At 49.1% G+C, this 26,948-nt stretch carries 20 protein-coding genes; 5 read left to right on the forward strand and 15 right to left on the reverse strand.

The features are described from left to right. Positions 1–5 precede the first annotated feature (5 nt). Together RDO88_RS06205 and RDO88_RS06210 are read left to right on the forward strand one after the other, a co-directional pair. Complete coding sequence (locus RDO88_RS06205) at positions 6–947, forward strand: DnaJ C-terminal domain-containing protein (protein ID WP_307758552.1); 942 nt, start codon at positions 6–8, stop codon at positions 945–947. Between the two features lie 18 nt (positions 948–965). Continuing rightward, the gene (locus RDO88_RS06210) at positions 966–1,253 is read left to right on the forward strand and encodes a chaperone modulator CbpM (protein ID WP_072546014.1); all 288 of its coding nucleotides are present in this window, start codon (positions 966–968) and stop codon (positions 1,251–1,253) included. Positions 1,254–1,275: 22 nt separating this feature from the next. Here RDO88_RS06210 and RDO88_RS06215 read toward each other — a convergent pair whose 3' ends face one another. Further along, entirely contained in the window at positions 1,276–1,578 is a 303-nt protein-coding gene (locus tag RDO88_RS06215; protein ID WP_072546013.1) for a GNAT family N-acetyltransferase, read from the reverse strand. A 327-nt stretch (positions 1,579–1,905) separates the two neighbouring features. Here RDO88_RS06215 and RDO88_RS06220 point away from each other — a divergent pair, with 327 nt between their 5' ends. Next, positions 1,906–4,059, forward strand: coding sequence for an amylo-alpha-1,6-glucosidase (locus RDO88_RS06220; RefSeq protein ID WP_307758553.1), 2,154 nt, complete (start codon positions 1,906–1,908; stop codon positions 4,057–4,059). A gap of 842 nt (positions 4,060–4,901) precedes the next feature. Here RDO88_RS06220 and RDO88_RS06225 read toward each other — a convergent pair. The 7 genes from RDO88_RS06225 to RDO88_RS06255 form a co-directional block, all read right to left on the reverse strand. Then, positions 4,902–7,337, reverse strand: coding sequence for a hypothetical protein (locus RDO88_RS06225; protein WP_307758554.1), 2,436 nt, complete (start codon positions 7,335–7,337; stop codon positions 4,902–4,904). A 647-nt stretch (positions 7,338–7,984) separates the two neighbouring features. Beyond that, positions 7,985–8,998: a nucleotidyl transferase AbiEii/AbiGii toxin family protein gene (locus RDO88_RS06230; RefSeq protein WP_307758555.1), complete on the reverse strand. Its 1,014-nt coding sequence runs from the start codon at positions 8,996–8,998 to the stop codon at positions 7,985–7,987. Beyond that, positions 8,995–9,579 (reverse strand): DUF6088 family protein, encoded by a 585-nt coding sequence (locus RDO88_RS06235; protein ID WP_022019864.1) that lies wholly within the window; start codon positions 9,577–9,579, stop codon positions 8,995–8,997. Before RDO88_RS06235 ends, RDO88_RS06230 begins: the two co-directional genes overlap by 4 nt. Positions 9,580–9,822: 243 nt before the next feature. Then, positions 9,823–11,529 carry an Acyl-CoA dehydrogenase C-terminal domain-containing protein gene (locus tag RDO88_RS06240; RefSeq protein ID WP_307758556.1) on the reverse strand — a complete coding sequence of 569 codons (1,707 nt, stop codon included), beginning with the start codon at positions 11,527–11,529 and terminating at the stop codon, positions 9,823–9,825. 85 nt (positions 11,530–11,614) lie between these two features. Continuing rightward, positions 11,615–12,001: a four helix bundle protein gene (locus RDO88_RS06245; RefSeq protein ID WP_307758557.1), complete on the reverse strand. Its 387-nt coding sequence runs from the start codon at positions 11,999–12,001 to the stop codon at positions 11,615–11,617. A 61-nt stretch (positions 12,002–12,062) separates the two neighbouring features. After that, positions 12,063–13,082 (reverse strand): FAD-binding protein, encoded by a 1,020-nt coding sequence (locus RDO88_RS06250; protein ID WP_307758558.1) that lies wholly within the window; start codon positions 13,080–13,082, stop codon positions 12,063–12,065. Positions 13,083–13,265: 183 nt separating this feature from the next. Further along, positions 13,266–14,168, reverse strand: a complete 903-nt coding sequence (locus RDO88_RS06255) for an electron transfer flavoprotein subunit beta/FixA family protein (protein ID WP_289593370.1) — start codon at positions 14,166–14,168, stop codon at positions 13,266–13,268. Positions 14,169–14,213: 45 nt separating this feature from the next. Between RDO88_RS06255 and RDO88_RS06260 the strand changes: the two genes are divergently transcribed. Continuing rightward, a complete protein-coding gene (locus RDO88_RS06260) occupies positions 14,214–14,633 on the forward strand; it encodes a hypothetical protein (protein ID WP_307758559.1) in 420 nt (139 codons plus the stop codon). Between the two features lie 25 nt (positions 14,634–14,658). Here the strand turns inward: RDO88_RS06260 and RDO88_RS06265 are convergent, their stop codons facing one another. Genes RDO88_RS06265 through RDO88_RS06275 form a run of 3 tightly spaced genes read right to left on the reverse strand, consistent with a single transcriptional unit; the run spans position 14,659 to position 16,543 of the window. After that, complete coding sequence (locus tag RDO88_RS06265; protein ID WP_307758560.1) at positions 14,659–15,303, reverse strand: outer membrane beta-barrel protein; 645 nt, start codon at positions 15,301–15,303, stop codon at positions 14,659–14,661. A gap of 16 nt (positions 15,304–15,319) precedes the next feature. Continuing rightward, positions 15,320–15,940: a DUF4136 domain-containing protein gene (locus tag RDO88_RS06270; protein ID WP_307758561.1), complete on the reverse strand. Its 621-nt coding sequence runs from the start codon at positions 15,938–15,940 to the stop codon at positions 15,320–15,322. Positions 15,941–15,988: 48 nt separating this feature from the next. Continuing rightward, the gene (locus RDO88_RS06275; protein ID WP_307758562.1) at positions 15,989–16,543 is read right to left on the reverse strand and encodes a DUF4251 domain-containing protein; all 555 of its coding nucleotides are present in this window, start codon (positions 16,541–16,543) and stop codon (positions 15,989–15,991) included. Between the two features lie 401 nt (positions 16,544–16,944). Here RDO88_RS06275 and RDO88_RS06280 point away from each other — a divergent pair, with 401 nt between their 5' ends. Then, positions 16,945–18,459, forward strand: coding sequence for an alpha-L-fucosidase (locus RDO88_RS06280; protein WP_307758563.1), 1,515 nt, complete (start codon positions 16,945–16,947; stop codon positions 18,457–18,459). Positions 18,460–18,606: 147 nt separating this feature from the next. Here RDO88_RS06280 and RDO88_RS06285 read toward each other — a convergent pair whose 3' ends face one another. Genes RDO88_RS06285 through RDO88_RS06300 form a run of 4 tightly spaced genes read right to left on the reverse strand, consistent with a single transcriptional unit; the run spans position 18,607 to position 26,929 of the window. Then, the gene (locus RDO88_RS06285; protein WP_307758564.1) at positions 18,607–21,069 is read right to left on the reverse strand and encodes a glycoside hydrolase family 3 N-terminal domain-containing protein; all 2,463 of its coding nucleotides are present in this window, start codon (positions 21,067–21,069) and stop codon (positions 18,607–18,609) included. A gap of 29 nt (positions 21,070–21,098) precedes the next feature. Further along, complete coding sequence (locus RDO88_RS06290) at positions 21,099–23,690, reverse strand: glycoside hydrolase family 3 C-terminal domain-containing protein (RefSeq protein WP_307758621.1); 2,592 nt, start codon at positions 23,688–23,690, stop codon at positions 21,099–21,101. A gap of 57 nt (positions 23,691–23,747) precedes the next feature. Continuing rightward, complete coding sequence (locus tag RDO88_RS06295) at positions 23,748–25,700, reverse strand: family 20 glycosylhydrolase (protein ID WP_307758565.1); 1,953 nt, start codon at positions 25,698–25,700, stop codon at positions 23,748–23,750. A gap of 44 nt (positions 25,701–25,744) precedes the next feature. Continuing rightward, positions 25,745–26,929 carry a lipocalin family protein gene (locus RDO88_RS06300; RefSeq protein ID WP_307758566.1) on the reverse strand — a complete coding sequence of 395 codons (1,185 nt, stop codon included), beginning with the start codon at positions 26,927–26,929 and terminating at the stop codon, positions 25,745–25,747. Between the last annotated feature and the right edge of the window lie 19 nt (positions 26,930–26,948).

Consider the following 26,948-nt stretch of genomic DNA (forward strand, 5'->3'; position numbering starts at 1 on the left):
TAACTATGGCTTTTATCGATTATTACCAAGTATTGGGCGTGGACAAAAGCGCCTCGCAGGATGACATCAAGAAGGCGTACCGCAAGCTGGCGCGCAAGTTTCATCCTGACCTGAACCCGAACGACCCCACGGCCAAGGAAAAGTTTCAGGCCATCAACGAGGCAAACGAGGTGCTGAGCGACCCCGAGAAGCGTAAGAAGTACGACGAGTACGGCGAGCACTGGAAGCATGCCGACGAGTTCGAGGCGCAGAAGCAGGCCCGCCAGCAGGCAGGCGGCTTCGGCGGCGGACAGGGCTTCCACACCGACGGCAACGGCACCTATTGGTATTCGTCCGACGGGCAGGAGTTCACGGGCAGCCATGCCGGCGGATTCTCCGACTTCTTCGAGGAGCTCTTCGGACATCGCGGAAGGAGCGGAAGGAGCGCGCAGGGAGGCTTCCGCGGTCAGGATTACCAGGCCGAACTCGACCTCTCGCTCCGCGACGCCGCGCAGACCCACAAGCAGGTGCTCACCGTAGGCGACAAGCAGGTGCGCATCACCATCCCCGCCGGCGTGGCCAACGGGCAGGTCATCAAGCTCAAGGGCTATGGTGCCCCCGGCATGAACGGAGGACCTGCGGGCGACCTCTACATCACCTTTGTCATCCCCGACGACCCCGTGTTCAAGCGGCTGGGCGACGACCTCTATGTCGACGTCAACACCGACCTCTATACGGCCCTGCTGGGCGGCGACCTGCTGGTCAATACCCTGGACGGGCAAGTCAAACTGAAGGTAAAGCCGGGTACGCAGAGCGGCACCAAGGTACGCCTCAAGGGCAAAGGATTCCCTGTCTACAAGAAGGAAGGCGAGTTCGGCGACTTGATAGTGACCTACCACGTCCAGCTGCCTACCAACCTGACAGAGGAGCAGAAGGAAATGTTCCGTAAAATTCAGCGTATGAACTAATTAAAAAACACTACCGTTATGCAGAATGAATTGATAGTTGTCAGCGATTATTGTGACAAGTGCCACATAGAGCCGTCGTTCATCGACCTCCTGCAGGAAAACGGGCTCATCGACCTCCTGTTCGACGAGGGCCGTCCCTGCCTCACTTTCTCCCAGCTGCCTGACGTAGAGCGCTACAGCCGCATGTACTACGACCTCTCCATCAACATGGAGGGTATCGATGCCATCCATCACTTGCTGGAGCGCATGGAGGACATGCAGCGCGAGATACGCGACCTGCGCACCCGTCTGCGGATGTTCGAGTAAGGCAGAGAGGCGGGGGCACGCGTCAGAGTGCGCATGCGTTGCCTCCGCAATACTCCTGGCTGGGCTTTCCGTTGTATTCGGGGTGGCGCTCTAGCCAGCGCACGGCATACGAGCATGTAGCTACGCAGGCATATCCCTGCTGGCGGGCATAGTCGTAGGCAGCCTTGACGAGCGCCGAGGCGATGCCCCGCCCTTCGAGCGGTTTGGGGACGATGGTGTGGCGGATGTCGAGCGCGCCGTTTTCGATGCGGTAGGCCACATGGGCCGTTTCGCCCTCCTGTGTCAGGGTGAAGCGATGCTGCTGGGGTTGGTGCTGGATGTCCATGATGCTTTGATTTTTATTGGATATATATAGATGCAGGCAAAGATAAGGTTTCTTCCCGGAAAAGCGAGGCGGAAGCCTGAAAAAAGAAAGTGCCTGGATGGTAAAGTGGAAGAGAACAGAAGTCACGCGAAGGTGGCTTGTGTTCTCTTTTTTTTGTTGTCCGGACACTTCTTTTCTTGCCCCATGTTGAAGCCATTTCTTTCCTTGTATGAATTCGAAAACGTTTGCTGATGTGCATCGGGACAGTTTGGCAGGGTGGATAATGGTTGTTTGGAAGATTTTGACTATCATTGCAAAAGGAAAAATAAGTACAAACTATCATAGGCTATGAAACATCGTTATCTTACCCTCTTGGCCGTTCCCGTGCTGATGTCGTGCGGGGCGGCAGACAAGACAACTTCCATCCCGGCACTGACGGTTGACGAGCTGGGTGTGGAGGTCGCTCCCGAAGCAAACCGTGAATATTCCTACACCGACAAGAAGGCGGGCTACTGGTACGGACGCACGCATCAGGACGAGCCCACGGACTGGTATGCCGGCTGGAACCAGGCCAAGCGTCGCATCCTGTCGGACTATGCGCTGACGGTGGACGGCACGCCCCTGTTGCGCCGCGATGCGCAGGTCTGCGTCTATCCCGACCGCTTGGAGCGCCGCTGGGCGAATGCCGTCGAGACGCTGGCGATGGTGGACGACCGCGCCATTCTGAGCATCGCCGTAGATTCTGTGCAGGGCGACAGCATCGGCATCGCCCTGAACGAAACGTTGCTGAAGGACGCCGAGCGTCGGGCCGATGCCCTCTGCTACACGCCGCAGGAAGCGGAGAACAACCGCCTGAAGGTCGTTCCTTTGAAGCCCGTGGCCATCCGTTTCAAGGACAATCGCATGCAGGCACCCGCTTCGGCCGGAGGTTTCCTCATCGCCTACGGTACGGAGGCACATTGCGACTCGCTCATCGCCGGCTATCGGAAGGAGGGGACGGACTGGCTGGCCCAGCGAAAGGCACGCATGAACCGCCTGGTGACCGAGAACAACCCGCTACACTCCAACCTGCCCGAGCTGGACAAGGCGTTGGCCTGGATTACCCTGACCATGGACGAGCTCATCACCGAGCAGCAGGGTAAGGGCATCTATGCCGGCCTGCCGTGGTTCAACGAATATTGGGGCCGCGACATGTTCATCGCCATGCCGGGCGCCACGCTCGTCACGGGTCAGTTTGAAGTGACCAAGGACATCCTGAAGGACTTCGCCAAGTTGCAGGACCGCGACACGACTTCCGTCACCTGTGGCCGCATCCCCAACCGTGCCAACCTGGAGGGCATCCTCTACAACACCGCCGACGGCACGCCGCGCTACGTCATCGAGGCCGAGGAGTTGCTTCGCTACTCGGGCGACCGAAGCTTCCTGCGCGACATCTATCCCTCCGTCGTCCTCAGCATCGACCAGAGCCTACGCCACCACACCGACGAGAAGGGTTACCTGCTGCACGCTGATGCCGACACGTGGATGGACGTGAAGCGCAATGGCATTCCCGGCTCGCCCCGCGGCAACCGTGCCAACGACATCCAGTATCTGTGGTACAAGCAGCTGGAAGCGGGCGCTCACCTGGCCCGTCTGATGGACGACGCGCCCCACGCCGAAGTCTGGCACGAGGCCGCCGTACGCCTGGCCCGCAACTTCGAGGCTGACTATTGCAACAAGGACAGTCTTCTCATCTACGACCACCTGAATGCCGACGGCACCCCCGACCTCCAGTACCGCCCCAACCAGTTCTATTGCTTCGAGCTGATAGCCGACGATGATTTCAAGCAGCGCGTCACCTGCCGCGTGTGGGAGGAGCTGGTCTATCCGTGGGGTGTCGCCTCATTGGCGCAATGGGACCTCCAGTTCCATCCGCAGCACGAGAACTGGCACTACTATCATAAGGACGACGCCTATCACAACGGTACCGTCTGGTTGTGGAACAACGGCATCGCCATGCAGCGCATGATTGAGTACGGCCAGCAGGAGACGGCGTGGAAGCTCTTCCAGAACATGAACCACCAGGCCCTGCACGAAGGCGCCGTGGGTAGCCTCAGCGAGAATGCCGATGCCCATCCGCGCGAAGGGAAAACGTGGGCAGGCCGTTCGGGCACGTTCCTGCAAGCGTGGAGCAACTCCGAGCAGCTGCGCGTGTGGTACCAGTATTTCCTCGGCATCCGCCCCGACCTGATGAGCGGCACGGTGACCGTCGAACCCAAGCTGCCCGCCGAGATTACCGAACTTCAGACTTCAGTCAAGATAGGTTGCGGCACACTCTACTATACGTATAAGGATGGTAAGTTCGACGTCCGCCTCGAAGGCGAGGATGCCAAGGTCAATCTCATCCTGCCTCAGGCCGCCGCGCCCAATCCGATATTCCAGGGCGTGGACTTCTGCCAGCCCCGCCCGTTGGAGCACTACCCGTGCTTCGACACGTACCACGAGGAGGCGTTGACGTACTGATGACATTGATCCCTTTCCCAGCTTAAACGTTTCTTTTGCCCAGCCTAAAGCAATCGTTTAAGCTGGGGAAAGGAGGAACTTCTCCAGACCTAACTACCTACTTGAGTGACGTAACTATGGACTTGACGGAGCTAACTATCTACTTTCTTTAATGATATATTTCAGTTTCGCCTGGTTGTAATTTGTAGTGGTTAATTATGTTTACATTCAAGGCGGTGCTTTTTATATCCTCTCAAAACTGCTTCGAATCTCGGTTTCAATCCTAACCCGCCTATGTTTCAAACATAAGGGTCGAATGTTTGAAACATAGACCCCTTAGGTTTGAAACATTCCATAGTTGAGTTATAGGAGCTTTTAGATTGAGGTTAGATAAAGTAAATTCGTTTTTGGTTAGATTATTTTACATTTTGAGGCGAAGTAGTGATTTTGTGCTCTTCTTCTGCTAACATCAGTAGGATAATTATCTGTTTCAACAGGCAATTGTCATTAAAGTGATGGGAAAGGAGCGGGGCACTTGGTTGTAGGCAAAGCTGGTGGAGGGGTTCTTCCTCTTTATACGAAAAGGTTTATCAATCTTCTTCTGAATCTTTTTCATGTTACAAATGTTCTCTTAAAAAATACGAAACTCTTGTGGAATTCCGTATTTTTTAAGAGTATTACGAGCTACGATGGAAGAATAATAGGCTAACTTTCAAAGTAGATACTTCAATTTTTAAATGACTGTAATTGTACAGCCTGTTTCTGCATAATTTCAGTTGCTTTGTTGCACTGGTAGGCTTGTTTTGCAGAACTTGGCAATAGTGTGTGCGCCATCGAAAAAAATGATGACGTTGGAGAGTTTATTATTTCAAAAGGAACCCATACTCGTAGACCTTTGGCTCTATTTTCCCAGCTAGTTCCTTGAGTCGTTGACGCAAAGTGATGATGAGGCTGTTGTAATACTTATCGGTACTGGTAACATTCATTTTGCCCTTGTCATTTGTTCCTTGAAAGTAGAGGCGGATATCGTAGAGCGCGGCATTGGGATTGGAACCGGACTGGGTGTGGTAGTAACACCATAGTTTCCGTCCGGCATTGAGTACAGCTTGTGCTTCGGGTGAAAAAAGAATTGGTTGAGGTTGCGTGTCTTTGTCCCATAGTCTACCTTGTACAGTTGTTTGTGTTGGCCATTTTCCGGCAATATAATTGCTCATAAAGTGGCTTTCAAACTTTTCTTTTGCATCCACTTCCTGTTCGGTGAAAGGAATCCAGTGATTAACTCCATATTGGCTTTGTATGTTGTTGTTGAATAGGGTATATGCTAGGCAATCAGACTGAAATTCTTCGTCTACCTGCCAGCCATCGTTAGGATAGAGAAATTGATCGCGGTCGTTGAGCCAAGTTGGTTCAATACAATGTCTTACAGCAAAGTATATAGAAATTTCTTTGATGTTTTTGTCTGTGATCCATGTACCACGGGGGTGTGGCAATTGTTTTTTTTCATTAATAATGAAGTTATAATTGGTATTTTGAAAGTCATTACCTTTAGCAGACATGTAACCTATTCTTTTTTCTCCATCTCTATTTCGGGTTTCTATAATCCAATCGTTGATGGATTTTGATGTGTTCTCTACTGAAATGGTTTTTGTACCTAAAAATACGCCATCATCTTCGTATACGTTTGATACTGTTTTTTGGAAATCTTCTTTTTGGTTAAGATGCCAGATGAAAAAACCGATGGGAAATTTTCCTTTCACATTGTCAAACGTATCGGCTGGAACACAAAAATTTCGACCGAGCTTCGCTCGGAATGTTGCTCGGAAATCGCGAAAGTTCGGTGCTTGCAGAATTTTCAACTTTGAAAATTCTGCAAGCACCGAAGAAGGGATTTCATAATAAATTCTAATAAAGAATTGTGCAAATAATTCGCGTCCTGCAATGCCAATTTTTGAAGAGTATTGTTCATACATCAGGTTTTTAACAGCTACGTTTGTTTTATTCTCTCCGTTTCCTGTAACAGTACGCTTATTGGCAGCTTCCGCATATGGTGGATTAATATATATTACTAACTTCTTACGTTTTTCCTCATTGTTGATGATATCTTGTAAGGGTTGCGGCAATTTATTGAATGGGTCATTCAGAAAATCGAATTGGAATACATGGCTGTCCAGTAGGTTAGCACCATTAACAATACGGTCGTGCATCACATCTACGTCGGCTTGGTCAAGTGTGGAAGCCCAGATATTATATTTGTTGGTTAATCCGTTCAGCAAATTGCCCGTTCCGGCAGCACAATCCCAAACGGTATATTCATCTTGCCAGTTCTCACCTAATTCAGCGGCAAGATATTGTTGGGAAAGTTCTACCCATTTTTGTGGTGTAAAGTATGACCCTTTCCGTTCTCGCACGTCTTGAGGTACCAACATGTCTCTACGTTCTATCATAAAGTTCCAATATTCACGCTTGGGTGGGCGGCTATATCGGTTCCAGAATTGTGCATGAGCTATTCCATTGTCTTGAAATTCTGCAATTTTGTTTTCTTTTAATCCCGTGTCATTTATCCTACGATCCAGTATATAGTGGTCGTTCTTCAATAACACGAACAACTTGTCTTTTAAAGTTAGATTATCTTTTGATAGTAAATCTGCAAAATAAAAATCTACATCAAGAATTCCCGCAGATTGGGCAACATCCCAATCTATATTGATTTTTGCTTTTACTTCTTTCACCCATTTCTGATAGACGTGGGTGAAGTTGTTCTTATTAATACGTATTTTTGACAAACGTGATTTACCAACGATAAAATTACTGCGGATGAATTTATGGAGTTCCTTGTCGTCTGTGTCAAAACGATAAAGTAGCACATCTCGTTCAATACTGCTTTTAACCTGCTCGTACAGTTGCTTGAACTCTTTGGTCTCGTGGTCGCTGGGTGTGACATTCCAGTTGAAATCGTTCTGATAAAACACGTCAATGATGTTTGTATACGATAAGAATGCTATTTTTTCGGCATCAAATGCTCCTAGAAAGGTAGGAGGTAGATGCTGGTCGAATGTACGCGCCTTTCCGATGGTCAGGATTAATTGTACGAACGACTCATAAATGTCTTTCTTTGTCCCAGCCTTGGCTTCTGCCCATAATAAAGATTCTGTCTCAAATAGTTCTGCCCCATCTTGTGGAACGGCGATACAGAAATCTATTTTTCCGATAATTGGGGTACTATCGTAGTTGGCGAAATAATCATGAGCCACTTTGTTTTTTAGTTCCTCTTCCTGTATATTTCCATATTTTGCGGGCATAGTTTTTCTATTTTATAAGTATTGCTTGCAAATATACGATTTTCATGCTAACCTATAGAAGAGAAAAATAAAAAAAGCATCTTGATTGTGGAACTGGGATACCTTAAGAAAAAGGAATTGGCTGTATGTTATTATTTGTGATAACTTTCCAGTTCTTTAGCTTTGAATTTGAATGTGAAGATGAAATCGAAATGCTTCTCCCATTTTGATTCTGGCGTAGATGGCGTACACTTGTGCCTACTGGGCAAAGAGTTTGGCAATTGTTATAACGCGTTGAATGATGAACTTTGGCATCACGCAGTCGATTACTATTTTTATTCCAATATACATTAGAAGTTGTTAGATAATTAGATAACCTTTCATCCATTCTTTATCTAAAAGATGTTCATCGTTGGTGTTGGGAATATAAAATATGTACTCTTCGTTACTTTTGCAGTGGTAAGTGAAGAACTCTATATGATTGGACAATATGTCTTGTTTTAGTATTTCAGGTATTTGTACATGATTCTTCATTAAACAAGAAGAGGCGGCTCAACTCTAATCAGTGAACCGCCTCTTTCATTCCTGTTGTATGGCCTTTGAGTACTTCAGGATAAAGATTGAATATCTCCGTTTCGTTTATATCAACATTTATGTCTACCATGTCGTCAACGATAATTTTTCCATACCAATGCCCTAAATCTGTTTTGCAACTCACTCAATCGCTCCATAATCTCATCGAAAGAAGGTGCATCGGTATAGATGAAGCCGATTTGCATCTGCTTATAGTCGTCACGCAAAACATCTTCGATGCTTTCAGGAGGTAGAAACGATATTGTGTGTGGAAGATGACTCGTATAGTCCAATCCACTCCATGCCGTGAACTTTTTACGATGAGTCACAATGTCCTCGTATAATTGTACATCCTGCATTGCTTCCATCGCAAACGATTTATCCATCATCTTTACAATGTCATACATGTGTCGTGTGATACGTTCGATATGCGTACAGCCATTGGGACGGTTAAACTCTTCATGCAAAAGAAAAACCTTTTCCAAGAATGTTCGTCCTGGCACTACGGTAGGAACAGTGAATATAGGTAATGAGAACTCTTCACCTGGATAAGCCTCTTCTACCATAGAACGCATTTTCACATCTTCTGACGGTTCCATGAGTGAACGACAACTTATCTCAACTTTGACTCGCTCGGGTATATATTGCATTTTCGTTTGCAGCACTGAATTATATTCGACAAACAGGACTACAGGGTCAAGGTCACTGACAGATGTCTCCAGAACTATGACCTTACAGCTCTCTGATAGCCCAAACTCTTTTAATCTGTTCTCAACATCGAGCGCAAAAATGCCATCTATGAATTTCTTGGAGTCTTTCCGTAACTTAGTCCGTTGACTTTTAGTCTCAATATTTGTGAAGCCGAGATATTGGGGATCTATTGCAAGGTCAATATCTTCTGAAAACCGTTCTATTAATCCCCAACCTTTGCTAAGGCTTGTTCCTCCCTTGAAAACAAAAGCTGCTGCATACGGCAAAGAAAATATGGCACGTAACACCATACTGACCCAATAGTCCTTTTCTACGGCATTGTCCACAATCCCTTTATCTTCGGCTACATTAGCCAAAATGGTAAGTTGTTCTTCTTTTGTAAGCTTAGTAAAATTCATAATGCAAGCCTTTGTTTAATCCATTGCGGGGCAATGCTGTAATCGTATTTGATCTCATCAGGACTACCATATTTTTCAATGGCTTGTTTTATGATGGCAACCTGTTCATCTGTTACGTTATCTTTCCCTAATTCTTTCATGGCAGCGACTATAAGTGGGAACAAGTCTGTCTTGTAGGCAAAATTGCGAGGTGCGCTGCGCTTGAATATGATTTTACGGTTTCCGATAGTAAGTTCCCTTGCTGTGGCATCTGTCAAATAGACTGCATTCATCGTGACCTGTGTGGAAAGTCCCAATTTGTTCAATGCTGTCAATCCACTAGGTATAATACGAGCCTTATCCTTTTCCGCTATGGCGTATGCGATATCTTCTATAGAGGGACGAAGTACACCGAACTTATTCCGTAATGGATATAAATATAGACCTTGAGAAAGACGAATGAGCACACTCTCTTTCTCTAATCGGGAAAGCGCACGAGTGACTAGCCCATCATTATTCAGATGGGCAAAATCACTCACCATATAAAGTCTGTTCGGTCCGTTTCGGTCTATGATGTTTCGTATTTCCTTTGTCAGTATCATCTTTATATCCACAATGATTCTAGTTGCAAAGATACGATATAGCTCTTGATGTAGCAATAAAATGTCCGAAATTCTTGAAGAATATCGGACATTGTAGAGCGCTTTGCGGCTTGATATCTCAATTTGTGCAGATGTTATCTGCACAAATTCTGCATCCAGATGTAGGTGTTTAAAATCAAACAAGAAGAGGCGGTTCAACTCTAATCAGTGAACCGCCTCTTTCCATTATTTACGTAAAGTCAATTATTTGCGATAGCTTTCCAGCTCTTCTGCCTTGAACTTGCGGATGAAGTTGAAGTGCTTCTCCACTTCGGCTTCAGCGTAGTTGACATAAACTTGTGCTGACTGGGCGAAGAGTTCGGGAGCCTTGGTAGCGTCCTGGATGATGAGCTGTGACATCACGCAGTCGGCAGCCATCTCGTAGAGGCGGCGTGCGGTGAAGTCGAGCAGTTCCTGGTTCTGGGCTTCCTTCACGGCGTTGGTGCAGGCTTCCAGCTTGTTGGTCATCTCCTTTACGCGGTCCATCAGCGGCTGCATGGCTTCGCTGCACGGGATTTGTTCGTACTCGCGCAGGATAGAAGCGTACGTGCCATTCGTCACGTAGCGGATGGCAGCCACCGTCTGCAACTGGGTAGTACCTTCGTAGATGCTCGTGATGCGGGCGTCGCGGTAGATGCGCTGGCAGGCATACTCCATCATGAAGCCCGAACCGCCGTGAATCTGGATACAGTCGTAGGCGTTCTGGTTGGCATATTCGGAGTTCATACCCTTGGCCAGCGGTGTGAAGGCATCGGCCATCTTGGCAAAGCGTTTCTGCTCCTGACGTTCTTCAGGCGTCAGCTTGCGTTCGCGGGCGATGTCGTCCAGTGCCTTGTAGATGTCGACGTAGCGCGAAGTCTGGTAGAGCAGCGAGCGGCCGGTGTCGAGCTTGGCCTTCATCGTAGCCAGCATGTCGTAAACGGCGGGGAACTCGATGATGGCCTTGCCGAACTGCTTGCGGTCCTTGGCATAGGCCAGACCTTCGTTGTAGGCTGCCTGGCTGAGGCCGACAGACTGGGCGGCGATGCCTAGACGTGCACCGTTCATCAGCGCCATCACATATTTGATCAGACCCAGCTTGCGGTCGCCGCAAAGTTCGGCCTTGGCATTCTTGTAAACCAGTTCGCAAGTGGGTGAACCATGGATACCGAGCTTATTCTCGATGCGGCGTACATCTACACCGCCGTCGCGCTTGTCATAGATGAACATGGAGAGGCCGCGGCCGTCGTGTGTACCTTCTTCGGAGCGGGCCAGTACGAGGTGCAGGTCGGCGTCGCCGTTGGTGATGAATCGCTTCACACCGTTCAGGCGCCAGCACTGGTTGGCTTCGTCGTAGGTAGCTTTCAGCATGACGCTCTGCAGGTCGGAACCGGCATCGGGCTCGGTCAGGTCCATAGACATGGTTTCGCCGGAGCAGATGCGGGGGATGAAACGGCTGTGCTGGTCTTCGTTGCCGAATTCATACAGCGTTTCGATACAGTCCTGCAATGACCAGATGTTGCCGAAGCCGGCATCGGCCTGGGCAACGATCTCCGCACACATGGTGTAGGGAGTGATGGGGAAGTTGAGGCCACCGTAGCGGCGCGGCATGGTCATGCCGTTCAGACCGGCCTTCACCATGGCGTCGAGGTTCTGTTTCGTGCCGCTGGCATATTCCACACGGCCGTTGGCGCAGTGGGGACCTTCCTGGTCCACACCTTCTGCGTTGGCAGCAATCACTTCGCCGGTAATCTCGCCGGTGATTTCCAATACTTTGTCGTATGAGTCCATCGCGTCGGCATAGTCCTGCGGCGCGTAGTCGTACTCATCCTTGTCTTTATATCCGCGTTCCTTGAGTTCGCAGATGCGTTCCATCAGCGGGTTGTTCAGATGGAAGCGCAATTCCGGGTGTTCAGTATAAAAATTGGGCATAACTTTTTATTTTTAGGAAGTTAGAGAAGTTAAAGAAGTTATCCATTCACTTCGTTCATGTAGAAGTTAAAGCCAAATGATTTGCTTATGAATCTTCTATTATATCGGCAAACTTACTGCCTTGAACAGCCTTACAATAGGCATTCAGTAAGCGGCTGACATTCTCTATTCTTTCTGTTAATATTGAACTAATTTCTTCAGTAATGTATTTCAGGTCTTTAGAAAGAAGTATATAGTATCTGCACTCTTCCAAACTGCCTTGTGCAACATTCATTAATCGAAGTTTGTCTGATTTTCCAGTCTTTTTATATCCTTCGGCAATGTTTGCGGCAATGGAAACCGCAGCACGTTGAAATTGTGACATCAATCCAAAGCGCTCATGGCTGGGGAAAGTATTGGTGAACTTGTATACTAATAGTACAAATTCATGTGCCTTCTGCCAAGCAATCAGATCTTTGAAACTCTGTGTCATAACATAACTATCGGCTTTAACTTCTATAACTTCATTAACTTCTATAACTTCTGAATAAAAACTACTTACTGTTCTTTTTGTAGTACTTAATCATTTTAGGAATTACCTCTTCCACCGTTCCATTGATGACATAGTCGGCAATGGCGTTGATGGGGGCATTCTCGTCGTTGTTGATGGAGATGATGATACCCGCATCCTGCATGCCGGCGATGTGCTGGATCTGGCCGGAGATACCGCAGGCGATGTACAGTTTGGGATGAACCGTAACACCTGTCTGGCCAATCTGACGGTCGTGGTCGGCAAAACCGGCATCGACGGCGGCACGGCTGGCACCTACCTCGGCGTGGAGTTCCTTGGCCAGTTCGAACAGCATGTCGAAGCCTTCCTTCGAGCCCATACCGTAACCTCCGGCCACTACGATGGGAGCACCCTTCAGGTTGTGTTTGGCCTTCTCCACGTGGCGGTCGATGACCTTCACTACATAGTCCGTTTCGGGCACATACTTGGCCACGTCGTGACGGATTACTTCGCCCTGATAGTCGGGGTCGAGGATTTCTTTCTTCATTACACCCTCGCGGACGGTAGCCATCTGCGGACGATGTTCGGGATTGACGATGGTGGCTACGATGTTACCGCCGAAAGCGGGACGGATCTGATAGAGAAGCTTGTCGTAAGTCTTGCCGAGCTTCTTGTCTTCGTGGCTGCCGATTTCCAGTTGGGTACAGTCGGCGGTCAGTCCGCTGGTCAGGGCCGAAGATACACGCGGGCCGAGGTCGCGGCCGATGACGGTGGCACCCATCAGGCAGATCTGAGGCTTCTCTTCCTTGAACAGGTTGACAAGGATGGAAGTGTGGGGCAGGGAAGTATAGGGGAAGAGGCCCGGGGCGTCGAACACGTGTACGCGGTCTACGCCGAAAGGCAACACTTGTTTTTCTACACCTTCGAGGCCGGTGCCGGCGCAGATGGCTTCCAGCTGGCAGCCCAGTTCATTGGCTAACTTACGGCCTTTGGTCAAAAGTTCGAGACTGACGTCGGCAACATGGCAGCCGTCCATCTCACAATATACAAATACGTTGTTCATAGTCTTTTATTCTGCTTTAAAGGTAATAAAGGAGGTAAAGTATTATCAGCCAGCAAGCTGGCTTAGTAGGTAAAGTTCAATAGCCTTTCTTGTCAAGTCTGCTTCATTTGAGCTTTACCTTCTAAAGTTCATCGTGGATGAACTGATACCTTCTCTATTACTTTATTACTTAAATATTGAAGATTACCCAATCGTATGATTTGCAATCAGTTCTACAATCAGGTTTTCTACATCCGCATCGCTGCCTGTCAATGTTTTGCTCTCCTTGGCCTGGAAGACGATGTTTTCAATCTTCTTCACTTTGGTAGGTGAACCGCTGAGACCGCATTGTTTGGTATCTCCGTTTACGTCGGCCACACTCCATTCCGTGATGTTCAGGTAGGGACGTTGTTCGTACAGATATGCATAAGGAATCTCAGCCAGTGCGTTGGGATTGCAATGAGCAGTAAGCGCAGCTTTTTCCTGTCCACCCATGGCACGTTTGTATTTCTGTACCAGTTTGGCGTTGCGCGGACGGCAGGGAGCAGCACTACCGTTGACGGTGAGCACAATGGGCAGCGGTCCTTCTACGGTTTCCACACCGCCGTCAATGTGACGTTTCACCCGGATATGTCCGTCTTTTACTTCTTCAATTTCCTCTACGTATGTCACCTGTGGCAAGCCCAGCTTTTCGGCAACTTGGGGGCCTACCTGTGCCGTATCACCGTCGATGGCCTGACGACCGCCAATGATGATGTCATACTCGCCAATCTTGCGGATGGCTGTTGCCAGGGCGTATGAGGTAGCCAAGGTGTCGGCACCGGCAAAGGCGCGGTCAGTCAGCAGATAGCCGTTATCGGCACCGCGATAAAGTCCTTCACGAATGATTTCGGCTGCACGTCCCGGTCCCATGGTGAGCATGGTAACGGTCGAACCCGGATGTGCGTCTTTCAGGCGGAGCGCTTGCTCCAGCGCATTGAGATCTTCCGGGTTGAAAATGGCCGGAAGAGCCGCACGGTTGATGGTACCGTCGGCGTTCATGGCATCCTTGCCCACACAGCGGGTGTCGGGCACTTGTTTTGCCAATACTACGATTTTCAAACTCATGATATTAAAAATTAGTATAAGTGTTTCTCTTGTCTTTATTTATTGATGCTTCCCGTTATTATTCGGTTGGCTATCAGGCTGCAAATTTACGGAAAGTGTCGGGTTTGGCAAGAAATAGGGGCAGAAAATGCACGGTCGGGATGGAAATGTGCAACGGAAGGCTTGTCTGCGTCCTGTTTTTCATGGGGGTATCTGCCGGAAAGGGCAGGCTTTTCTCTATGGAAAAGTTATATCTCGGCCGTTCAGATGTACATCTTGGCTGCTCAGATGTGCATCTTAGCCGCTCAGATGTATATCTTAGCGCGCAAGATGAAGTTTTCGGGCGGAGAAAGGGAAGCCTTTGTCGTGGAGGAGGCGGTTCTTGCGCCGTATGAAGGCAAAGGTTCTGTAGGGATGATAGGAAAAATGCCCGCAAGGCTTGCCGGTTGTGGCGGCCTGCGGGCATTCCAGTTTGTCGTATATTGAGGAATGGACTGTCGGATGTCGAGGGTCAGAAGAGGATACCGAGGCGGAATCCGGCATTGCTTTGTCCGTCGATGTTGCCGGTCAGGGTTTCCGTGCGGTTGGTGGCATAGCTGTAGAAGCCGGCAATGTGGAAGCCCCAGTTCTTCTGCGTATTGGGATAAATCTTGAGACCGATTTCGGGTGAGGCATAGAAGCCCCAGCCAGTATCATAGAGTCCGCCTGTGCCGAAGTAGGTGGTGTTGCGGGCAAACATGGCTCCCAACTTGGCTCCTACGTAGGGACGTACGTGCGAGTCCGTGCAGAAGGTGTAGGCCGCCGTGGCTCCGAAAGGCAGCTGGAAGGCCGAACGCTGCTGGTCGGTGGTCAGGCTTTCGGTGGGCGAGAGGCTGATGGTCTGGCGGTCTATGTAGCGGTGGTTGGTGTGGAACGACAGGAAGGCGCCGGCCGAGAAGTGGGATGTCACGTCGTAGGCTCCTTCAAAGTTCATGCCCCAGCCGCTGATTTTGTCGGCAAAGCCGGTGGACAGAGGGGCGTTCATCTGCCAGTCTACGGCAAAGTGTACTTTCCGTTGCGAGGCCTGTTGTGCCTGTACTTGCGGAAGGGCGGCCACCAGCATGCAGGCGGCCAGTGTCAGGGTCTTCAGTATGGTTGGAATCTGTATTGTTTTCATTGTGAACCTCCGTTTCTTATTTGTTGGACTGAATGTAGGGTGACTGTTCGAATGCCTGTCCGATGGCTTCGGTCATCAGCTTGATGTTGTAGCTGGAGTTGTATTGGTAGCCCGATGCGTCGGCATACCAGACGACGGGCAGTTGTTTCTTTTCTTCTCCGTTGTCCGAGAGGTCTACCATTTCCATGACCAGCGTGTTGGTGTCGTAGCTGTAGTTGACCGTGTAGGGGTAGTACCATCCTCCCCACCAGGGGCCCCAGTAGCCGTAGTCCCACCATCCTCCCCACCATCCGCTGCTGATGTTGACGCGCTGGGCGATGTAGGAGAGCTGTACGCCGAGGTCGGCTTCCGTCTTCTGTTCAGGGTCGGTGATGCGCTGGTAGCCGCGGCTGTCCATCTCGGCTGCTACGGCGTCGATGAGTTTCTGGGAGTTTTCGTCCTTCCAGTATGTGGCGTGGTGGCTTCCTGCCTCCAGAATGCTGTCGGGCAGGAAGTAGGTCTGGAATTTGCCGAAGTCTGTACTGCTGTCATGATCGGTGTAGACCACCAGGTCCGAGTCCAGCTGCCCCAGGTCGGGGTCTTTTTCGCATGCCGCAATGGCCAGTGCCATGCAGGCCAATAATAAAACCTTTCTCATAATCTTCTATGCTTGGATTTGTTGTACATGAAATTTCTTTGAACCGTTTCAGAGGGAACGCCCCTTGAACACACTGCTCTTCTCGATCGGCACGATGACTCCGTTGAGCGTCATGCGGTTGGAGTTGAAGTTGGGAGTGATGCTTACGGTGGCTTTGTTGCTTCCCTTATAGAGTGTGATGTCGACTCGGGCCGAGATGCCGGTACCCATCACGTTGAGGGCAAGCGAGATGTTCCCCTTCTTGTCCTTTTTCAGTTCATAGTCCGAGAAAGTACCTTCCACGGTTACACCTCCCAGACCGTTGGGGCCGCTGACGGGAATATTGAAGGCTGTCTGTACGACGGCTCTGTCGTCTTTCACCGAAACGAAGTTGGTGTTCGACGTCACGTGTGCCGTCTGTCCATACTTGAATATCACCTGGTCGGCTTCCAGTGTGAAGGCACGTTTGTTGAGGGCTTCTTCTGCTTCGTCGTGCAGAAAATTGTCGATACGTTCCTGCAAGGCTTTCTTTTCGTCCTTTGTCAGTTCTCTTTCTTCTTGTGCTGCGGCGTTTCCTGCCAGCATGAGCAGGAACATCGCCATCATAAATGTAAATTTTTTCATTGTTCAGGTCTTTATTCAGCCGGGCTCCATTGCCCGAGCTTCACTATTAAAACAAAAATAGTGCTGTTTTACGGCTTCTGTTTTGATTAATAATGCTTAAGGACTTCAAACATTATTCTTTTTTAATCATCGGCAAGACTGTTTGCATTGCCCGAAGACAAAAGTAAGGAAAGCCTGTATTGTGTGAACGAAAAGGATACTGAAGTGTGGAAAACGGATACTGAGACCCCACGTTTGGGGAGTTAAGATATTTGCTGGATAAGATTCTGCAACGATAAGTGTGTTTTGTATAATTGCTGAACGTTTTTTCGTGTTATCTTTGCATACGAATGCTTCTGCTATGATGAGGCGGATTTTCTGTTTGTTATAAAGATAGGTAATAAAATTAAAACGATTGGGTCATGAAGTTTTGGACATCTTTTCTTTGGAGTGTATTGTCGGCAGGCTGTGCTTTTGCGCAGACGGGCAGCTATGTGGGTTCTGTCGTATTCCCTGCGGATGCTTCGCTGGCGGAGAAGGTCCGTCTGGCGGCACACGTGGTGCCTTCCGAGCGGCAGATAGCCTGGCAGCAGATGGAGACTACTTGTTTTATCTGTTTTGGTATCAATACGTTCACGGATAGAGAGTGGGGAACAGGTAAGGAAGACCTCTCCCTGTTCAACCCGTCGCAACTGGATGCCAGACAATGGGTACGTACAGCCAAGGAGGCTGGGATGAAATTGGTACTTTTGACCTGCAAGCATCACGACGGTTTCTGTCTGTGGCCCTCTAAATATACCGACTTCTCGGTGGCATCTACCCCCTGGAAGAATGGAAAGGGAGATGTTGTGAGGGAGGTGGCGGATGCCTGTAGGGCAGAAGGACTTAAATTGGGAGTCTATCTGTCTCCGTGGGATATGAACCATCCCGACTATGGGACGGAAAAGTATAACGATTACTTCGTCAACCAATTGACGGAGCTGCTGACGGAATATGGGACAATCCATGAAGTCTGGTTTGACGGGGCCTGTGGTGAGGGAGCGAATGGCAGAAAACAGGAATACGATTTCCAACGTTATTATTCGACGGTCAGGACCTTACAGCCTCAGGCCGTCATTGCGGTTATGGGACCCGATGTGCGCTGGGTAGGAACCGAAAGCGGTTATGGAAGAGACACGGAATGGAGTGTCATTCCAGCTTCAGACAATATGCTGGCCAGTATTGCCGCTTCTTCACAGCAGGAGGCCGGCAATGGTACCTATATTCCCGAAGGAGATGGAGTGAAAAAGGATTTGGGAAGCCGTCTGATGCTGGAAAAGGCCGGTGGTGCGGTGTGGTATCCTTCCGAGGTGGATGTGTCCATCCGTCCGGGATGGTATTATCATGCAGCCCAGGATTCGCTGGTCAAGTCTCCACAGAAGCTGATTGATATTTATTATAGTTCCGTAGGAAAGAACTCATTGCTGTTGTTGAATCTGCCTCCAGACAAGCGGGGGCTGATACATGAAAACGACAGACAGAGCCTTATGGCGATGAAGCGTATATTGGACGACACATTTTCAGACAATCTGCTTGAAAAGGCGGTTTCTCCTGAAGACAGGCTGGAGGCATTGACGGATAAAAGACTGGATACCGGCTGGCGAGGATTGGAAGAAAGCCTGCAGATCCGTTTTCAGACTCCTGTTACTTTTGACCGTATCCTGTTGCAGGAGAACATTCGGGAAGGGCAGCGTATAGAGGAGTTTTGCATTGAGTATAAAGAAAATGACGCCTGGCACGTGCTGGCAACAGGTACCACTGTGGGGTATAAACGTCTGTTACGGACGGATAAGGTTACTTGTCGGGAATTGAAGATTTCTGTTCGGAAATGCAGGGATGTTCCGATGCTTTCCGAGTTGGGGCTCTTTTTGGCATCGCCCGAAGAAGTTGTTCCTTAGAAAAGAGAGAGGGTACATAATTCACCACAGATTACTCGGATTGATTTAGATTGAAAATCTGAAGTATTAAGAAATAATCTGTGTCAATCCGAGTAATCTGTGGTGAAAAAATATTCAGGATAGTGTTTCTGAAGCAGTCTGTGTCTTTTATTCTTTTTCCTCCTTGAAATTCGATTCGTCAATCATCTTGCCTTTTTCGGCAGATTGAACATTGCTGTCGGTTGCGTCAGACTGATAGAAGAAACTGTCTGTCAGTCGGATATCCTCGTATGAGCTGCCTACCATCACTTTGAATTCACCGGGTTCCACAACCCGTTCTTTCTTTTCGTTGATGAGAATCAGGTCGTCGGGGACGATGCTGAAGCAGACTTCCTTACTTTCGCCCGGTTGCAGGTGGATGCGCTCGAACCCCCTGAGATTCTTTTCGTAAGTGGTGGTAGAACTTACTACATCATTAACATATAATTGTACGACTTCGTCTCCGGCCACACGTCCCGTATTGGTTACCCGGCACGTTACCTTGACATGAGCGGTCTGGGTGTGAACGCTGTCGATCTTCAGATTGTCATAACGGAAAGTGGTGTAGGACAATCCGTGTCCGAAGCAATACAGTAGTCCTTTGTTGGCAACCGAATGATATTTCATAGGTTCCCAGTTGGCATTGGGTTTGGTCGGTATATTCATCGGAAGTTGGCCGACCGTTTTAGGCCAGGTACCGGTGAGTTTACCTCCAGGATTATAGTCGCCTTTCAATGCTTCTGCAATGGCCAGGCCGCCTTGTGCACCCGGATATCCGGCTGCCAAAATGCCTTTGCAATAACGGTCTGCAAAATTGATAGTTGCGGGACGTCCCCAGATGAGTACCAGTACGACAGGTTTGCCGGTCTTGACCACTGCCTCCAATAACTGTTCCTGATGGCCGGGCAGATCAAGACTGCTACGTGTACGGCTCTCACCGGAGGTGCGTTGGTCATCTCCCAATACCAGCACGGCCACATCGCTACGGCGTGCCAGTTCTACGGCTTCCTGTATGGATTGTTGTTCGCCAGCAGTCAGCGTGTCGCACATCAGTTCGTTTTCGGGCCATCCGGGATTAACAATGTCGATACCTTTGACGTAATTGATTTCTACATCATCGTGCTGATAAACGCTTTTGAGCCCGTCGACTACACTATAGAAGCGTTGGAAGCCCATCGGACCATAGTGTGCTGGAATGTAGTTTTTCGAATTGGCGTTGGGACCGATGACGGCGATTTTGCGGTACTTGGTCTGGAGGGGAAGCATGTTGTCGGCATTCTTTAGCAGTACGAGACATTCACGTGAAGCCCGCAAGGCTGTGTTCAAATGCTCTTCGCATGAAACAATGTCGGAAGCCTCCTTGGTAGAACCGGTATAGGGATTGTCGAACAAGCCCAACCAGAACTTGACATACAGCACGTCTCTTACCAATTCATCGACTCTCTTCATGGACAGTCTGCCTTCCTTTACCAATTCCCGGATATTTGTAATGTATTCAGTAGGATCATTGAACTCTGTACGTACGTTTAGACCAGCTTCTATGGCTCTGCGTCCGGATTCCTTGAAATTGGGAGTTACTTTGTGCACGGCATTCAGACGGCCGATGGCATAACTGTCTGATACGACATACCCTTTGAAGCCCATTTCCTTTCGCAGTACCTCTGTCAGATAATGGTAATTGCCGGCCATGGGCACACCGTCGTAGTCATTGTAGGCACACATCACACCCAAAGCGCCTGCTTCCTGAAAGACTTTCCGGAAGGGATATTCGTGGATATAGTACATTTCCGAAGGAGTGATATGCGGGTCGGTACGTGCGTCCCACTGACGGGCAGCCTTACAGTCACCGTAACCGACATAGTGTTTGGGAGTGGAGACAACCCGCTGGCTCTGTATACCTTTGCTCATGGCCACTCCGATACGTGCCACTAGATAGGGGTCTTCGCCGATAGAACCTTCCCACCGACCCCAGCGTTGGTCTCTTGCCACGTCCAGGATGGGGGCATAGATATTGGTGTAGCCCATGGCACGGGCTTCCCGACCTTCGATGACACCTTGCAGGTAGGCCAGTTCCTTGTCCCAAGTACATCCCAGTCCGTTCATCGACGGGAAGCTGGTGGCGCTTCGTGCATTCAGTCCTCTGATGCCTTCGTTGGTGAAATCGGCAGGAATACCCAGTCGGGTGTATTCTACAAAGAAGCGTTGGGTTTCGGCCAGTGCCGTGGCCAATGTGTTCGGATCTCCGATTTCCTTGTTCAGGTGTTCGTCTACGTTGGCTATTCCGTCCTTCAGGATGTTCGTTTTCCAGGCGGCGGTAGGCACACTGTCTTCCAAAGCTTTCTTGTAACCGTAGTAGGTAGCCAGTTGGCATGTCTTTTCATCCAGGTTCATTTGTGAAAGCAGGTCGTCGATTCGTTTCTCGATATCCTGTGTCGGGTCTTCATAGATGTCTTTCTTTCCGTTTTTGTTGAAGTCGATCCAGCCCTTTTTATAGATTTCCTTTTTGTGGGGAAACGGATGTTGAGGGCGTGCATAGCTTGCCGATGCCGATAGCAGCAGGGCGCAAGCCGAGGTTAGAAACATTTTTTTCATGGGTAACAATATAAATTTATTATGTTAGGTTATAATCTGATTTTCTGTTCAGCCTTGATGTCTTGTGAAGAAGCACCGGCTTTGATGATAAATTCTCCTTTTTCGAAAATCCAGCGTTGCTGCTTTTCACTGTAATATTGGAAGTCGTCTTTCTTGAATCTTACGGTGACAGTCCGGCTTTCTCCCGGATTCAACCATATCTTCTCGAAACCTTTCAGTTCTTTGACCGGCCTTTCCACTTTGGCTTTTACATCTGTGATGTAGAATTGTACAATTTCACCTCCGGCTCTGTTGCCTGTATTGGTGATATGGATGCTTGCTTCGACGATACCTTCTTTTTTGTTGATGATGTCTACGGACAGACTGTCATAAGCATAGGTGGTGTACGACAGACCATAACCGAAGGGGAAAAGAGGAGTGATATTCCGTTTTTCATATCCTCTGTATCCGGTAAAGATTCCTTCGCGATAGTATATTTTCTGTTCCTTTCGCGTTTCGTCATAATTGCCGCATGCCGGTGAGTCTTCCCATCTTTTTTCGATGGTGAAAGGCAGTTTGGCCGAAGGATTGACTTTGCCTGACAAGATGTGTGCCAAGGCGTTTCCGCCTTCCTGTCCCGGATAGAAGGCATGTAGCACAGCCGGCACTTTGTCAATCCATGGGCTCATATTGACTCCTCCTCCGGCATGAAGTACTACGATGGTATGGGGATTGATGCTGCTGATTTCCCGGATGAGCAGATCTTGTCCATAAGGAAGTTCAAAAGGACGGTCGCGACCTTCCAGTTCGATACTTCCGTCGAGTCCGGCACACAGGATAACGACATCCGCTTGGGCTGCAATTCTTTTAGCTTCCGCAAAGTCTATATCCCGGTCGTAGCAGTACCCCATACGTATTTCTGCCGGAGTACTTCCCTGGCTTTTGAATTTCAGCCGGATGTGTTTGGATGTTCCTTTGGTTGCGAAAACGGCTTTATTGCTTACATGGAAGGATTGTGAATGGGAGGCATCTACAGCTATCTCTCCGTCTATCCACAACTGATAGGCTCCCTGGGCATCGACAAAGAAGCGCAGGCTGTCGGTATGTTCTACGTCAACGTATCCTTCCCATTCAGCTTCATAGTCAGTTCCGAGGGCCGTGTTTCCATGTGGATTTCTCCACCATTCAAAGTTGACATTGTTGTCTGTTCTTTCTATCGTTGTTTGAGAATTGTTGTCTGCAACCATGCCTTGTTTCCATTCTTTTCCGGCTGCTTTAGCCTGTTCCTGCAGCAATTGTTCCGATTCTGTGGACGAACCTTGTTCTGGACGGCAGGCTGTATAGCGTGCATGCAGTCCGGGTTGTCCTTCTTTTGTCCGGAAACGGCTTTTCTTGAACAGCTGACGTTTGAATTGGTTGGAGATTCCTTCCGCATACAATATGCGGGCATCCGGGAATTCGTTCTTGATTCCTTGCAGGTCGTTGACAACGTACCAGGGGTGTACACGTGAACTGCCTCCGCCGCCATATACGATGCCGTTGGTAGAGAAGACACGGTCATTGATAAGTGGCGGATTGGCTGTCGGTCCGATGACGGCAATGGTTTTCGGGGCATTCAGCGGCAGGCAGTTTTCTTTGTTCTTCAGGAGAATGATACCTTCTTCCGCCGATTTCAGTGCCATGCTGTTGGCTTGCGGATTGTAGGTAGGGATGCTGTCTGTCTGTTGGGGTCTGTCGAAAAAGCCCATCTCGATGCATGTGCCGTAAATGCGCCGCACTTTGTCGTCGATGGTCGCTTCACTGACAATGCCCTGGCGGATGAGCGGGATGAGCTTTTCTCTGTTGAACCAGCTTTTACTGCCCATTTCCAGGTCGAGTCCATGGTTGGCTGCCTTGTCGGCCGAATAGGTGCAGGCCCAGTCGGACATGAGCATGCCTCTGAAGCCCCAGTCCTTTTTCAGTATGTCGATGATGGTCTTGTTTTCGGTGCAATAGACTCCTCTGAGCGGATTGTATCCGGTCATGACGGCCTTTACGCCTGCCTCCTGCACGGCAGCCTTGAAGGGGGGAAGGTAGATTTCATGCAGGGCGCGGTCGGAAAGTTCGGTGCTGACGTGATATCTGTCAAACTCCTGGTCATTGCCTACAAAATGTTTGACGGTAGCTATGACACCGCCTTTCTGTACGGCCTGTATGAAGGGGACAATCATACGGGAAGTCAGGTAAGGGTCTTCGCCGTAATATTCGAAGTTGCGTGCTCCCTTCGAAGCCCTGTAGATGTTGACACCCGGTGCCAGCATGAAGTGGATGCCTCTGGCTCTCCATTCCTGGGCATAGATTTCTCCCGTCTGCCGGGCCAGTTCCTTGTTCCAGGAAGAAGCGACAGACAGGGCGGAGGGGAATGCCGTGGCTCTTCCCCATAGTCCCCACGACGATAGGCCGAGAGGGCCGTCGGCCATCTTGAAGGCCGGTATTCCCAGTCTTTCGCACGGATGCAGGTAGAAGTCGTTGTAACCGGCCAGCAGGTCTATTTTTTCTTCCAGCGTCATTCTGCCGACGAGGTCGTCGATGCGCTCTTCCACCGTCAGGCTTTTGTCGTTGAACGGATAGTCTTTACCTTTTTCCTGTCCGTAGGAAACCATACAGGACAACAGGGCAAGGCTTGTGCAGAGGATGGTTCTTTTCATGATAGGTAACAGTTATTGTTGAAAGATTCGTAAATTGGTAATCCGGCTTTTAAAGTTTCCCGATTTTTCCAATGGAAACACCAGTGTACGTACATATTTCATGGAGTCTTTTCCTCCATTGAAGTATTGGCGTCCTATTTGCATGTCTTCTATCAGCTTGTCGTTGATATAGAGACGTGTTGAACGGTTGTCGCCTTCCACGCGGACTTTTACCTGTTCGTCTTTTACCCGATAGGGGAAGGTGTTCAGATAACCGTCGCGGGCAAATCCCATCATACCTTTGATGGGGTCGGACAGATAGAACACGGCTGTAGGCGAGCGGAACAGTTCTGTACCGTAGGTTTCCGGTTGTCCTTGCAGGTCGAATTCGATTCGATAGCCATATCCGGCTTCCCGATGAGGCAGCGTCGAATTGGGTTGTATCTGGGATTGTTCATAAACCAGTCCCTGGCCTTTTCCAATCTTTCCGCTCTGATTAACTCCAGGCGCTTCGCTCAGCAGTCTGCGCTCCTGGTCGAAGGTTTCAAAGGAGAGGGTAGGGTGTGCTCCGGTCCACATCTTTACAGCCAATGTCTGTACGGCAGGGAATACACGGTCGTGAATGTCTTTGGTTGAAATGCCATTGCCGGCATGATCGTTCCAGACGGCAAACATGCCTCCCAGAATGGAGGGATGTTTTTCTTCGAAAACAGCCTTCCCGATACGGGCAGGTGTCCATTCTTTGTAAAGCCGTTCGGTGTTCAGATAGTCATAATAATATCCGGCTGCGGGTACGATGTATAACCATCCGTCGGGGATACTTATCAGCTTGTAGCCTTGTCTGATCATTTCTGCCGGGTCGGCATATCCGTTGTACCAGGCGTTCATAATAACATTTTCCGACTTGACCGGTGTTTTTCCGGCGGCATGCGTCAGTGCGCCCCAAATACATGCCTGTTTGCCGAACTTCTCAACATATTTGATGTAGTGGTCGGTGAAGTACCTGAACTTTTCGACTACAGCCGTGTCCTTGTTGGAGTATTCGTCCGTACCGATGTGTACCTGTTTCCCTCTGAAAACTGGATTCTCCCCTTCCAGATATTCCTTGAAGAGATTGTCTACAAACTTATAGGTCTCCGGATTGAACAGGTCCAGATGGTCCATACCGTATTTCTGACTGCCGATTTCTGGTTTGTATTGGGTAAAGGCCAGTGAATGGGCGGGAACATCGATTTCGGGGATGATGTTGACGAACTTACTTTCGGCCAATATCTGCAGGTCGATGAACTCTTGTTTCGTATAGGAGCCGTCTTGTGCCGTCAATCCCGGATAGGTGTCACACTCCAGTCGGAAGGCAGAGTAAGTCTTCATCAGATCCCAGTGATAAAACCGTGGAAAGGCATTGTCATTCAGGTGTATCTGGAAAGTGTTCATCTTGTAGTAGGACATGATCCGGACGTAATCCTGAAGAAATTCCAGGGGGATGAACTTTCGACCGCAGTCCAGCATGAAGCCGCGCACAGCATAGTCGGGCCAGTCGGTAATGGTACCGCAGGGCAGTGCGTGTGCATCATTCTGTTCCATGATTTGCAGCAGTGAACGTGTGCCCCAATAGATGCCGACGGTTTGCGGAGCGGTTATGCGGACTTTCTTGCCGATACTGATTTCGTATTCTTCCGGTGAGTGCTTGGGGCGTTTGGTGTGGAGTGTCAGTTCGATGTCACCCGGACGGGCTTTGTCGGTACTGACGGTCCACGTACTGCCGAACATGAGACGGAGGTCTTCGGCGAAGGTGGTTGCAGTTGCTTTCAGTTCCGGCTGGCGGGCATTGTAGACGATACGTCCTCCGTCGGTAGGCGTGAATATACCTTTGTCACCTTTCCATTCTTTCAGTTCGGGGATGACGAAAGGTTTTGGAGTTTGTGCATAGGTATTGGAGAGTATGCACATGAATAGTATTGCGATGCACAAGTTTACTGTTTTCATTGGAGTACTTTTTGATAAATCTGTTTCTGGATAGCTTGAGTTTTTTATTTGGACAGATTGATTATTTCACGTATAATGAATGTTCCCGGATATTCACTTGCAAAACCATCTGTCCATTTGCCATTGTATTCAATTTTTAGTGTGGCATGAACAGGTTTCCCGTTTTTCTGTCCGTTGGTTATTCTGTCATATTGTTGGTACAGCGTTCCGGTTTTGTCTATTATCCAGTAAGTGTCTTTGCTGTCATTCGGTTGGAATGTTCTGATTTCGTGTCCTATTGTCAGCGTTCCGTTCAGCGTATATAAAATATCCTGCGACCATTTAGCTTCCTTGGAGTTGGTGAAACAGATACTTTGTTCGTCAAACAAGGGAGCATCCTGACCTATTTCGATGAATAGAGCTTTGTCGGGCTGACTGTCGTATATCTCAAAATATCTCATGCCGCTGTTGCCTACTCCCCAACCGTTACATGTAGCGGGTACCGGCTCTTTTTTCATTTGTTCATTAACTTTTCGGGCATAATCTCCTTCGGGTTTTAGGACGTAACGCCGTACACCGTTGCGTTTGTTTTTCACTTCTTGAAATTGACAGGTCTGTTTTTCATTCCATCCTTTTTGCTGACGTAATATCTCTAAGACATCGTTGATATCATTGTTCTTTAAATTGAACACTTGAATGACCGGATGTGTCTGGGGATCATTGTTCCGGACTATAGAGAAGCCCGGAACAGACGGGTCGGCCATGATTCTGATATCCTCGTTTTGCTGGGCTAGTAAAGTGATTCCCATGCCTGTCACTTTTTTCCATTCAAATCCTTCATAGGCTGCTCTGGATGGATTGATTGCCTGGCTGGAGTCTGTCGTGACCGCTTGGGCGGACTTGCGCACATAGGTCGTCAGCCGTTGGCCTTTTTGCAGGACGAGTGTGTCTTTTTCATGTTTGATGATGTGCAGGGTATCGGCAAATAATACAGTCTGCCCGTTTCCTATGCTTTTTCCTTTCAGAATCAGTTCGCCGGCTGCCTTCTCCCAAGATTCGTATTGCAGTGTCTGCATGCCGATGGATTCTGCTTTCCCCTCCTTTTTTAAGTTGAATCCCTGTACAAAAGATTGTTTGGGCGATAGCTCTTCAATCCACTGTCCCGTCAGTTCATCCGGATTTTGGGTTGTGGATGAACAGGCGCTGATGATGGTGAAAGGAACGATGAGTGCAAGATAAGTTGTTTTCATGATGACAAGTGTTTAGTTC

The organism is uncultured Mediterranea sp. (genome assembly GCF_902493215.1).
Lineage (GTDB): Bacteria > Bacteroidota > Bacteroidia > Bacteroidales > Bacteroidaceae > Bacteroides.

Coding starts and splice junctions, on each gene's coding strand:
- RDO88_RS06205 (WP_307758552.1), top strand. CDS start 6: ATGGCTTTTATCGATTATTACCAAGTATTGGGCGTGGACAAAAGCGCC.
- RDO88_RS06210 (WP_072546014.1), top strand. CDS start 966: ATGCAGAATGAATTGATAGTTGTCAGCGATTATTGTGACAAGTGCCAC.
- RDO88_RS06215 (WP_072546013.1), bottom strand. CDS start 1,578: ATGGACATCCAGCACCAACCCCAGCAGCATCGCTTCACCCTGACACAG.
- RDO88_RS06220 (WP_307758553.1), top strand. CDS start 1,906: ATGAAACATCGTTATCTTACCCTCTTGGCCGTTCCCGTGCTGATGTCG.
- RDO88_RS06225 (WP_307758554.1), bottom strand. CDS start 7,337: ATGCCCGCAAAATATGGAAATATACAGGAAGAGGAACTAAAAAACAAA.
- RDO88_RS06230 (WP_307758555.1), bottom strand. CDS start 8,998: ATGAATTTTACTAAGCTTACAAAAGAAGAACAACTTACCATTTTGGCT.
- RDO88_RS06235 (WP_022019864.1), bottom strand. CDS start 9,579: ATGATACTGACAAAGGAAATACGAAACATCATAGACCGAAACGGACCG.
- RDO88_RS06240 (WP_307758556.1), bottom strand. CDS start 11,529: ATGCCCAATTTTTATACTGAACACCCGGAATTGCGCTTCCATCTGAAC.
- RDO88_RS06245 (WP_307758557.1), bottom strand. CDS start 12,001: ATGACACAGAGTTTCAAAGATCTGATTGCTTGGCAGAAGGCACATGAA.
- RDO88_RS06250 (WP_307758558.1), bottom strand. CDS start 13,082: ATGAACAACGTATTTGTATATTGTGAGATGGACGGCTGCCATGTTGCC.
- RDO88_RS06255 (WP_289593370.1), bottom strand. CDS start 14,168: ATGAGTTTGAAAATCGTAGTATTGGCAAAACAAGTGCCCGACACCCGC.
- RDO88_RS06260 (WP_307758559.1), top strand. CDS start 14,214: ATGCTTCCCGTTATTATTCGGTTGGCTATCAGGCTGCAAATTTACGGA.
- RDO88_RS06265 (WP_307758560.1), bottom strand. CDS start 15,303: ATGAAAACAATACAGATTCCAACCATACTGAAGACCCTGACACTGGCC.
- RDO88_RS06270 (WP_307758561.1), bottom strand. CDS start 15,940: ATGAGAAAGGTTTTATTATTGGCCTGCATGGCACTGGCCATTGCGGCA.
- RDO88_RS06275 (WP_307758562.1), bottom strand. CDS start 16,543: ATGAAAAAATTTACATTTATGATGGCGATGTTCCTGCTCATGCTGGCA.
- RDO88_RS06280 (WP_307758563.1), top strand. CDS start 16,945: ATGAAGTTTTGGACATCTTTTCTTTGGAGTGTATTGTCGGCAGGCTGT.
- RDO88_RS06285 (WP_307758564.1), bottom strand. CDS start 21,069: ATGAAAAAAATGTTTCTAACCTCGGCTTGCGCCCTGCTGCTATCGGCA.
- RDO88_RS06290 (WP_307758621.1), bottom strand. CDS start 23,690: ATGGTTTCCTACGGACAGGAAAAAGGTAAAGACTATCCGTTCAACGAC.
- RDO88_RS06295 (WP_307758565.1), bottom strand. CDS start 25,700: ATGAAAACAGTAAACTTGTGCATCGCAATACTATTCATGTGCATACTC.
- RDO88_RS06300 (WP_307758566.1), bottom strand. CDS start 26,929: ATGAAAACAACTTATCTTGCACTCATCGTTCCTTTCACCATCATCAGC.